Source organism: Sediminibacterium roseum, from assembly GCF_009939005.1.
Taxonomy (GTDB): Bacteria; Bacteroidota; Bacteroidia; order Chitinophagales; family Chitinophagaceae; genus Sediminibacterium; species Sediminibacterium roseum.
The window spans coordinates 188,325-200,592 of sequence record NZ_JAACJS010000015.1; the positions used below are offsets into that span (position 1 = coordinate 188,325).

The 12,268-nt window shown below is 50.9% G+C and carries 2 protein-coding genes; both read left to right on the forward strand.

Features of this window, described 5'->3' with window-relative positions; genetic code table 11:
* Positions 1–98: 98 nt before the first annotated feature.
* The gene (locus GWC95_RS11970) at positions 99–9,269 is read left to right on the forward strand and encodes a cadherin-like beta sandwich domain-containing protein (protein WP_237722146.1); all 9,171 of its coding nucleotides are present in this window, start codon (positions 99–101) and stop codon (positions 9,267–9,269) included.
* Between the two features lie 39 nt (positions 9,270–9,308).
* Entirely contained in the window at positions 9,309–12,263 is a 2,955-nt protein-coding gene (locus GWC95_RS19995; protein WP_161818966.1) for a T9SS type B sorting domain-containing protein, read from the forward strand.
* The last annotated feature ends 5 nt before the right edge of the window (positions 12,264–12,268 follow it).

Below are 12,268 nucleotides of genomic sequence, written 5' to 3' on the forward strand. Positions count from 1 at the left end.
CAACTTTTGCCATCGGGCTCAATGCAACAGACAAGAGCGCCATCAACCTCATCTTTAATAAGAATGGCAACAGCTCTACCAACACGATTGCCTACAACATGATCGCTTCGGAAGACTGGAACGCAGGCGCTGATGCAGCTGTGACGATCGTGGATGCGGTTACACCAATCACCGTTTCCAATGTAGCGGTACCAACCATTGCATCGGTTTCTTATGATGCGGCAACAGGTGTGCTGACAGCAACAGGTAGTGGATTCCTGTCCGCTTCAGGTTCTAACAACGACATCAACGCACTCAAACTCACATTTGTTGGCGAGGGCGGTGCATATACACTTACTGGCAACAGCGCGGACATCGTAGATGCAACAACATTCGCCATCGGGCTTAACGCTACCGATAAGGACCGTGTGAACCTGATCATCAATAAAAATGGTACGACTTCTACCAGCAACACTACTTATAACCTGGTCGCTTCGGAAGATTGGAACGCGGGTGCTGATGCAGCTGTGACGATCGTGGATGCTACTTCACCAATCACTGCAGTCAATGTGGCCCTCCCTACTATCACCAGTGCACTTTACGATGCAAACAGTGGTGTGCTCACCGTAACCGGTACCGGATTCCTGAAACTGGCCGGCGCGGGCAATGACATCAACCTGACCAATCTTTTACTGGTAGGAGAAGGAAACCAGTCGCGCGTGCTGACTGCATCGATGGGTGGTGGCGTTGATGTAACATCAACCACAAGCTTCGTTGTGCAATTATCGGCAGCGGATATGAGCGTTGCAAATACATTCATGAACAAAACCGGAACAACCGCAACAGGAGGTGCCGCGTTTAACCTGGCTGCCCTTGAAGACTGGAACGTTGGCGCGGATGCGAGTCTTACGATAGCCGATGTTACAAGTGCAGTTACCGTATCCAATCCGCTTACACCATCTATTGCATCGGCAACCTTGGCGTTTACCGGCACTACGGGTTCGCTGATCTTGACGGGTACAGGATTCCTGAAACTGGTAAATGCAGCGAATGAAATCATCGCCACCAAATTCACCTTTACGGGTGAAGGTGGAAATACTTATACATTGACTTCCGCTACAGCTGATGTTGACATCAACAACGCAACCAGCGCCACCATTACAATAGGCGCGGCAGATGCAATTGCACTGAAAGAAATATTGAACAGCAATGGATTCAGCTCAACAGGAGGCACTTCTTATAACATCGCTGCCGCCGAAGACTGGAACGCAGGTGCTGATGCAGGTGTAAACATTGCAGATGCCACCACTACCCTTTTTGTAAGCAACGTTCCGGTACCTACCATTACTTCCGCCACTTATAATGTAACAACAGGTGTGCTTGCGGTAACAGGCGTGGGCATACTCAGTCTCACAGGCAGTGGCAATGACATCGATGTAACAAAACTTTCCATCGAAAGCGAGGGCACTGGTTATTTACTTACGGGGGCAACGGCTAATGTAGACATCTTTTCATCCACCAGCTTCAGCATTACATTGGGAGCGATGGATAAAGCCGGTGTGGATGCCTTGGTTAATAAAAACGGCACCACTTCTACCAGCGGCACAACCTACAACCTGAGGGCGCTTGACAACTGGAACGCAGGCGCAGGTGCTCCTGCCGCGATCCAGGATCTTGCGGGTAATGGCATCACTGTAAGTAATGTAGCAGTACCAACCATTACATCGGCGCTCTATGATGGAACATCGGGTGTACTTACCGTAACCGGTACATCACTCTTTAAACTGGCTGGCGCAGGTAATGAGATCGACCTTGCCAAACTGACCATTACAGGGGAAGACAACCTGACTTATACCATCGCGCATACAACGAATGTGGACATCCTTTCAGGTTCATTGTTTGCTGTTACTTTGAGCGCGGCAGACAGGACGGCCCTTAATGTCATCATCAATAAAGCCGGGTTAACATCAACCGGTGGCGCTACCTATAACCTGGCAGCTGCAGAAGACTGGGCGGCCGGTGCAGATGCTGCTGTTACGATTGCGGACCTTACCGGCAACCCGATCTCAGTGTCTAATGTACCAACGCCGGTTATTACTTCTGCGGCCTATGATGTGGTCACAGGTGTGTTAACCGTTACAGGAACCGGGTTCGTTAAACTTACCGGTGCAGCGAATGATATCGATGCAGCTAAATTCACCTTTACGGGCGAAGGCAGTGGTACTTATCCGCTTACTTCGAATACTGCAAATGCCGATGTGTTGTCGGCAACCGAATTCACCCTTACCCTCGGGGCAACGGATAAGGCCGCCGTGGATCTGTTATTGAACAACAATGGAACGGCTTCAACAGGCGGAACCACATACAACCTCGCAGCTGCAGAAGACTGGATCACCGGTGCTGATGCAACAGTGAATGTGGCTGATCTTACCGGCAATGTGATTACTGTAACCAGCGTGCCGGTACCAACGATCACTTCTGCATTGTATGACGCAGGAACGGGTATCCTGACTGTTACAGGTACGGGACTGCTTGCAAAATCCGGCGCAGCCAATGACATTGATGCAACCAAGATCACGTTTGCGGGTGAAGGCGGCGCAATGTTTACCCTCACCGGCGCAACACCGGATGCAGAGATCATTTCCGCTACATCATTTGTAATGGTACTCGGTACAGCGGACAGGGCCAAGGTCAATGAATTCATCAATAAAAATGGTACGGCTTCTACCGGCGCAACCGCTTACAACCTCATCGCCAATGAAGACTGGGACCGCGGTGCGGATGCATCTGTAACCATCGCGGACCCTACCAACACGGTAACGGCAAGCGGTGTGGCCATACCAACGGTCACATCAGCAACATACGATGCAACATCAGGTGTATTGACAGTAACGGGAACAGGCTTCCTGAAATCATCAGGCGCGTCCAATGATATAAACCTCACCAAGTTCAATTTCGCGGGCGAAGCTGGTTATACACTTACTACTGCTGGCGCAGAGATCATCGACGGAACCTCGTTTGCCGTAACAGTAAACGCTGCAGACAAAATAGGGCTTGCCAAGATCCTTAATAAAGCAGGAACTTCTTCTACAGGTCTGGTTACGTATAACTTTAGCGCTACTGAAGACTGGAACAGCGGTGCCGATGCGGCTTTGACAATTGCAGACAATGTAGGCAATCCAATCACTGTAAGCAACGTACCGGTACCAACCATTACCGCTGCGGCCTATGATATTGTTTCGGGTGTGCTTACCGTAACGGGTACAGGCTTCCTTAAAATATTCAATCCTGCCAATGACATCATTGCAACCAAATTCACCATTACCGGTGAGGGCGGCGCAACTTACCTGCTTACTTCAAATACAGCGAACGTGGATATCTTATCAGGAACCTCGTTTGCATTAACGTTGGGCGCCACAGATAAGGCAGGTGTTGAACTCCTGCTCAACAACAACGGCACAGCTTCAACCGGTGGCACGACTTATAACCTTGCTGCTGCTGAAGACTGGAACGCGGGCGCTGATGCAGGCGTGACCATTGCAGACCTGACAGGTAATGGCATCACTGTAAGCAGTGTGCCGGTGCCAACGATCACTTCATCTGTTTATGATGCGGCAACGGGCGTGCTCACCGTAACAGGTACGGCGCTCCTTTCTAAATCCGGGGCAGGAAATGACATCGATGCAACCAAATTCAAGTTTGTGGGAGAAGGAGGTTTGACTTATACCCTTACGTCGAATACAATAGATGCAGAACTGCTTTCACCAACTTCATTTGCACTGGGACTCGGCGCCACGGACAGGGCCGCGGTGAATATGATCATCAATAAAAACGGTACCGCGTCAACCAATGCAACAACCTATAACCTGGAAGCCGCCGAAGACTGGAACCGCGGAGCGGATGCATCGGTAACGACTGTTGATGCTACAGGCAATGGCATCACTGTAAGCAATGTGGCGGTGCCAACGATCACTTCTGCTGCATACAATGCATCTACAGGCGTGCTTAGTGTAACAGGAACGGGCTTCGTGAGAAATGCAGGCGCTGCGAACGATATCACCATTGGTAAACTCACCCTCACGGGTGAAGCTTCCCTCGCCCTTACTACGGGCAATGTGGAGATCACAGACGGCACGTCATTCAGTGTAACGCTTAACCCGGCAGATAAAGCGGCGGTGAATGCATTCATGAATAAAAATGGCAGCTCCGGCACAAGCGGCGTTACCTATAACCTCGCTGCGGCTGAGGACTGGGCCGCTGGCGCGGACGCCTCTCTAACGGTTGCTGATCTTACAGGCAATGCGGTTACAGTAAGCGCTGTTGCCGTACCAACGATCACTTCTGCGGTCTACGATCCTGTTACGGGCGTACTGGCGGTTACAGGAACAGACTTACTGAAACTCACAGGAGCAAACAACGACATCGATGTTACCAAACTCACCCTCACCGGTGAAGCCGGCGGCACACGCCAGTTAACCAGCGGTTCTGTAGACCTCAACTCGGCCACCTCGTTCTTTGTAACGCTGAACACGGCGGATAAAGCTGCTGTGAATGCATTGCTCAACAAAGACGGAACGGCTTCTACAGATGCAACAACCTATAACCTGGCCGCTGCAGAAGACTGGGCATCAGGCGCCGATGCGGCGGTAACCGTTGCAGACATCACCAACGGTGTTACCGTAAGCGGTATGCCTACCATTACCATCGTGGGCACACTCGGAGCGGTGAATACGGTATATGGTACCGCATCAGCAACACCGGCAACGTTTACAGTTTCCGGTGCCAACATGGTTGCGGGTATCCTTATAACACCGCCCGCCGGATATGAAGTATCACAAACAGCAGGCGGCACAACAGGGTATGCAGGGCAAGGCATCCCGATCACAGTAGGTGGAGCGGGAAGCATTGCATCAACAACGGTTTATGTAAGACTGAGCGATAGCACCGCCTTCGGAACATATACAGGAAACGTGGTTGCAACAAGTACGAGCGCGGTCAACAAAAGCATAGCAACCACATCGAGCAATGTTGCCAAAAAAGCAGTAACGGTTACTGCGAACAATGGAAGTAAAACCTATGGCACAGTATTGTCTGGCGTATCCGGTTCTACGGCCTTTGTTCCGTCGGGACTTGTACATGCACAGACCATCGGTAGCGTTACGATTTCATACACCGCAGGCGGAGGCAACGGTAATACGGCAACGGATCCTGTGGCCGTGTACGCGGGTAAGATCACACCTTCAGCTGCAACCGGCGGAACATTCAATACCAATAACTATTCGATAAGTTACATCGCGGGTGACCTCACCGTTAATGCTGCGGCGCTTACCGTTACGGCAACAAACGTGGCCAAAACGTATGGTGCCACACTCACCGGTGGCGCGGGCTCTACTGCCTTTACGTCTACAGGACTGGTGAATGCAGAAACCATCGGTTCGATTACGATCGTTTATGAGGGCGGCGGAGGAAATGGTAATACCACTACCGACCCGGTTGGCTTGTACACCAACAAGGTCATCCCTTCTGCTGCAACAGGCGGGACCTTTACATCAACCAATTACAATATTGTTTATGTACGTGGTAACATCACGATCAACCCTGCGGCGCTGAGTATTACTGCAGGAAACGTCACGAAGAATTTCCATACACTGGCGAACCTTACCGGTACGGCCTTCACACCTACAGGTTTACTCAACGGCGAAACCGTTGGTTCTGTCGCATTCACGAGTGTGGGTGCAGCGGTAGCGGCCACGGTGGGCAACTACCCTATCACGCCATCTGGCGCTGCGGGTGGAACATTCACGGCGGGCAACTATGTGATCAGTTATGTGAACGGAAACCTGCAGGTGATCCCATCAGTTAATGCAGACCTTTCATCAGTAGTGGTGAGCAATGGCACGTTGACGCCTGTGTTTGCAGCGTCTACCACCAGCTACAATGTAAGCGTAGGTAACCTGGTAACTTCGATCACCTTAACACCAACCGTAGACGTACCGGGTACAACGGTTACGGTGAATGGCAATCCGGTTGTGAGCGGAACTTCATCGCTGCCTGTCTCACTGGCCATCGGAACAAATCCGATCACGGTGGTATCTACGGCAGGTGATGGCGTAACAACGAAAACGTATGTCTTCAATGTTACACGCGCCGTATCATCCGATGCAGGCCTGTCGGCACTCAGCCTGATATCCGGCACGATCAGTCCAACATTCAGCACTGGTGTGCTGAACTATACAGCAACGGTATCCAATGCCACGCTTACTGCAATAGCAGTTGCAACGGCAGCGAATGTTTCTGCTACGATCGTGGTCAATGGCCTCACAGTTACCAGCGGATCTCCTTCGGGCGCTCTGTCCCTGAACGTGGGTAGCGGCAATGTATTCAATATCGCGGTAACCGCGGCGGATGGTGTTACATCACAACTTTATAAAGTAACGGTTACCCGTTTGCCGAATGTCAATTCCCTTCTTGCTTCACTCACGGTGAGCAGTGGTACGCTGAGTTCTTCTTTCTCGCCGGGCCAGCTTAACTACACAGTGGCCGTACCGTTCGGAACAACATCCATGACGGTGACGCCTACAACGGCTGAAGTTAGCTCTACGGTTAAAGTGAATGGAATCACGGTTACAAGCGGGACTGCATCAGACTCTATCAGTCTTGCAATAGGATCGAATACGATCAATGTTGTAGTAACGGCGCAGGACGGTGTTACGAAGAGCACTTACCAGGTGGTCGTTACACGCGCCGCAGGCAACAATGCTGAACTTTCCTCACTGAGGCTGAGTACAGGCGTACTCGCTCCTACGTTTACACCGGCAACGCTGAATTATACTTCTACCGTGCCGAACGGAACATCGAGCATCACGGTTACGCCTACCCTGGCAGATGTAACGGGTGTGGTTACCGTAAATGGAATCACGGTTACAAGCGGCAGTCCTTCAGGATTGATCTCACTCACCGTTGGCGCCAATACGCTCAACATCAGAACAACGGCTGTGGATGGAATCACATCCAAAGCATACCAGGTTGTTGTGACTCGCGCATCAGGTGCATCAACCAATACCAACCTTGTATCGATCACGATGAGTACAGGTACATTGTCTCCTGTATTCACAAGTACCACAACCAATTATGCAGCGCTGATCGGAGAAACAATAAATACGCTTGCACTTACCGTTACGGCAGCAGAGGTTTCTGCAACGCTTAAAGTGAATGGCCTCACGGCTACAAGTGGTGTACCGGTTCAGGGAATTGATGTAACAAACGATATCACCCTCATCACAATTTCTGTAACCGCGGCGGATGGCGTTACTACGAATGCTTATACCATTACCATAACGAAACCGAGAACAAGCTGGACAGGCAATGTGGGCAATGCATGGAACAACACGGCCAACTGGACCAATGGCGTTCCAGGCAGTACAAAATCAGCGGTGGTTACCAATGCGAATACCTTACCGGTCATCACAGGTAATGAATCAGTTAATAATTTAACGATCAATGCAAATGCAGGTCTTACCATTACAGGCGGGCTGCAGGTATTGGGCAATGCCGTCAACAGCGGAACGATCTCGGGTACGGGAGCGCTTACCTTCGGCGGCACGCTTGCACAAACCCTGAGCGGTACGGGTTCGATCAGTAACCTCACGGTTAACAATCCGACACAATTGTCTATCGCGCCGGGCGCGGGCAATACGCAAAGCCTTACGGGTCTGCTCAAGATCACTGCGGGTAACCTGAATACAGGCAACAACCTGGTACTGGTTTCTACGGCAAGCGGTACGGCAAGTGTGGGTGCGATCCCTGCGGGTTCGGCGATTGTTGGACAGGTTACGGCACAGAGATGGTTAACGGGCCAACGTGGTTTCAGGGGATTGGGACATCCATTCAACGCGCCAATGGGACTTAACCAACTGACCGATAATTTCGCGATCACCGGTAACGGCGGAGGTTTCGTCTCTGGTTTGGGTTACTCAGGCCCTTCTGTATTGTATTACGATTCAGTAGCTGCATCACCTGCATTCTACCAGAAACCTTTAACCATGGCACCTAATACGGCAGCAACGCCGTTGTGGTCTGTGGCGCGTGGTATCATGGCACTTGTGAGGGGTAAAGGAACCGAGGGACTCAGTTCTTATACAACCGCCGATGAGCCGACGGCTTTCGCAGCAGATGTTACCGGAACATTGAACCAGGGAACATTGAACGATTATGTGCTGGGCGTTAATGCAACCAATTCATCGTTCAACCTTGTTGGCAATCCGTATGCCGCACCGATCAATATCAGGTCGCTGAAAAGCAATGGCGGCGGGCTTTTATCTGCCAACAATTCAGCTACCGGTGTGGTCAATACCATCTACGTGTTCAATCCTTCCAAGAACGCAGGTATCTCCAATACGCCCAACCAGGAAATGAGAGGTGGTATGGATGCATACACAAATGATGGAAGTACCGATATCATCATTCCACCGTTCGGTGCCTTCTTTGTACAGGCGAAAGCAGCCGGTAACGTGATAAGGTTCGATGAGGCCAGCAAAGCGGTTGACAAAACAGCGATCTCCATAATGGGTTCCGGCAAAACATCGAAACTTACACTGCAGGTAGAAAACAAACGCGGAACATGGGATGACATCAAGCTGCGTTGGGACAACAAAGCAGGTTCTGCCGGTACAGATGTGTATGACGGATTGAAACTGAACAATGAATTGTTCGACTTCTACAGCATCTCTTCAGACAAACGCAATCTCTGTATCGATTCAAGAAGCGATTCATTCAGTCGCGAAGAGATCATCCCACTGGGTATCAATACACAGGTAGTGGATGCATCGTTCCGTATCAAAGTGGTGGCGTACGATATGCCATCGAATGTGCGCCTGTTCCTGAGAGATAAACTGCTCAACACGGAAACACCGCTTGAGAAAGTGAACGACGGGTATTCATTTGCCATCACCGCAGAAGAAGCGAGCAAAGGAAACAACCGTTTTGAACTGGCGGTCAATTTCGCCAAACAGGTAACGGCACCGGTTACAGATGTGCAGGATAACATCAGGTTCATGCCGAATCCGTTCAAAGATGAATTGATCATCCAGCTCGGAAGAAGCGCTGTTTCAGCAACCAGCACAACAAAAGTCCGGTTGGTGAACATGCTGGGACGTGTTGTTAAAACAGCAACCGGGGCGCCGGGTATTGCCACCATCAGGATCCAGGCGCCGGATCTTGCCGCAGGCTCATACTTTGTGGAAGTGATCAATGATGCGGGCAGGACAACCAAACAGGTAATCAAAGAATAACAAAAGAAACGATATACAAGAATTTTAAAAGCCTAGCTAGTGAAAAAATCCAATACGGTCATACGAAATGCAGTGTTCAGATCGCTGTTCGTTCTATGTACACTAATGCTGATACAGTTGCAGGCGCATGCACAACCGCCCGTACCTGTTGCAACTGATACATTGGTTCCCTTTGTAACCACCGGGGCCATCTCCCTTGTTACCGCTTCATCTGCAACCGCGGGTGGAAACGTAACCGCTGATGGCGGCGCCGCCGTGATCGAAAGAGGGATCGTGTACTCATCCGTTAACCCAACACCCACGCTAAGCAATACCAAAGTTGTGATCGGAACAGGTACCGGTGTGTACTCGCAGAATGTTACAGGACTGACCGGCGGTACTTTGTACTACGTAAGGGCCTATGCCACCAATGTGGTCGGAACCGCGTATGGGGCGGTCGTGAGCTTTACCACCAACCCGGTTCCACCCCTGCTCACTACGGCGGAGATTGCAGACATTACCAATACAACGGCCACCATCGGCGGCAACATCAGCTTTTCGGGAGGAGCGGCGGTAACGGAAAGGGGCGTCGTATATTCTACAGTAAGCACCACACCTACTGTGACCGATACCAAAATACAGATGGGTGTGGGTGCGGGAACGTTTACACAAACCCTGGGCGGACTTGCGCTGGGCACCGTATATTATGTACGCGCCTATGCGGTCAATTCGGCGGGAACGGCTTATGGCAATACGTTCAGCTTTATACCGGCGGGTGCATCCGTAAGCACCACCGGGGCCACTGCCGTTTCGGGTAATGGCGCAACGCTGGGCGGCAATGTGACGAATATCGGGGGATCCCCTGTTTCGGAAAGAGGCATTGTATATGTTGCAGGATCAGGCACACCTACCATCGCTGACACCAAGGTAGCCATCGGCGCCGGCCTCGGTACGTTTGCGCAGGCGATAACGGGTCTCCAACCCGCTACCGCGTATTCGGTGCGCGCTTATGCAACCAACCTGGCTACCACCAATTATGGTGCGGTACAAACGTTTACCACACTCGGGCCATTGTCGTCTATCAACCGAACGGGCAATGCGGTTACGAATATCAACCTCGTAAATTATACGGTTACTTTTGCGCAGGCGATGACCGGCCTCGGGATCGCTAATTTCTCGATAAGCACAACGGGTACGATCGCCAATCCATTCATTACAGCGGTAACGGGAAGCGGCACCACATGGAACGTTACCGTGTACACAGGTTCTGCAGGAAGCGGTAACCTCACACTGAACATGGCGAACAGCAACGGGCTCCTGCCTGGACTGAGCAACGCACTTCCTTTTGCAGGGCAGGTGGTAACGATCGACAAAACGCCTCCTGTAATGACAACGGTATCCATCGCTTCAAACAATGCAAATACAACACTTGCGAAAACGGGCGATATCGTAACACTGAATTTCACAGCAAGCGAGCCCATCGTAACGGCAACTGCAACGATTGCCGGCAACCTGATCACGCCTACCAATACGACGGGCAACAACTGGACAGGTTCCTATACCCTCAAAGCCACCGATCCCGAAGGCGATATTGCCTTCACCATCGGTTCTACAGATGCGGTTGGAAACATTGGCGTAGTTGCCACTGCGACCACGGGAAACACGACGGTTACTTACGACAGAACATTGCCAACAATAGCCAGCATCACACGTGCGAACCCATCGCCGAGCGGTGCCGCTAACGTGCAGTATACGATTACGTTTACGGAGCCGGTTACGGGTGTGGACGCGGGTGATTTTACATTAACCACTTCTACATTCGTCACCGGAACATCCATCGCATCACTCACCGGAACGGGAACTACTTATACAGCGGTGGTAAATACGGGCTCAGGTAACGGAACCATTCGCCTCGACCTGAAAGCTACCGGTACGGGCATTACAGATGCGGCCGGAAATATTTCCAATGCGGCGTTTACTACGGGCCAGGTATATACGATCGGGAAAATAGGTGTAACCATCAACAATCCCGCACCGGTATGTGCACCGTCAACGGTTGATCTCACTGCTTCTGCAGTAACAGCGGGAAGCGATGGCGGCCTGACCTTTACTTATTTCAACGATGCAGCTGCAACGGTTGCGCTTACCACACCGGCTGCGGTTACCACTTCCGGCACTTATTATATCATGGGAACCAATAGTCTCGGTGCATCATCCGGCCCATTACCGGTAACGGTTACGGTGAATGTTGTACCAACTCCTGTTGCTGCTTATACATTCGATAGTTATTGTACGAATAAGGCCATCGCCTTCAACAATACATCTACTGTTACAGGCAACATCGCACTCAATTATTTGTGGAGCGATAACCTGGGCAATACATCCACAGCGGTTGCGCCATCATTCACGTATACTGCAGTGGGCAATTACAATATGAAGTTGAAAGTTTCTACGCAATTGTGCCCCTCTGTTGCCGACAGTGTTACAAAGGTAATTCCTGTTGTTGCACCGGTTGCGGCCATCCGCATGCCAACAATGAGCATCATGGTCGCAGAACCCGTAACGTTACAGGCAAGGAACATTGGAACAAGCTACCAGTGGTCACCACCAACCGGCCTTTCCAATTCAACGATCAGCAACCCGATCGTTTCCATTAATGCGGAAAGATCTTACAACATCAACATCACTGCGGCTTCCGGTTGCTTAACCGTGGATACCTTGCTGATTAAAGTGTTTGATAATTTTATCTACGTGCCTTCGGTATTCACCCCGAATGGAGACGGCATCAATGATATTCTTTATGCCAACACCATCTATATCACGCAGCTGCGTTATTTCAGGGTCTTCAACCGCAATGGCAAAAAAGTATTTGAAACAACGGATCCGACCAAAGGATGGGATGGCAAGCTGAATAACCAGCCACTGCCACTGGATACTTATGTGTGGACCATGGAGGGAATGCACCGCAATGGCTTCACGGTGGCCCAGCAGGGTACGGTAACCTTATTGAGGTAGAACAA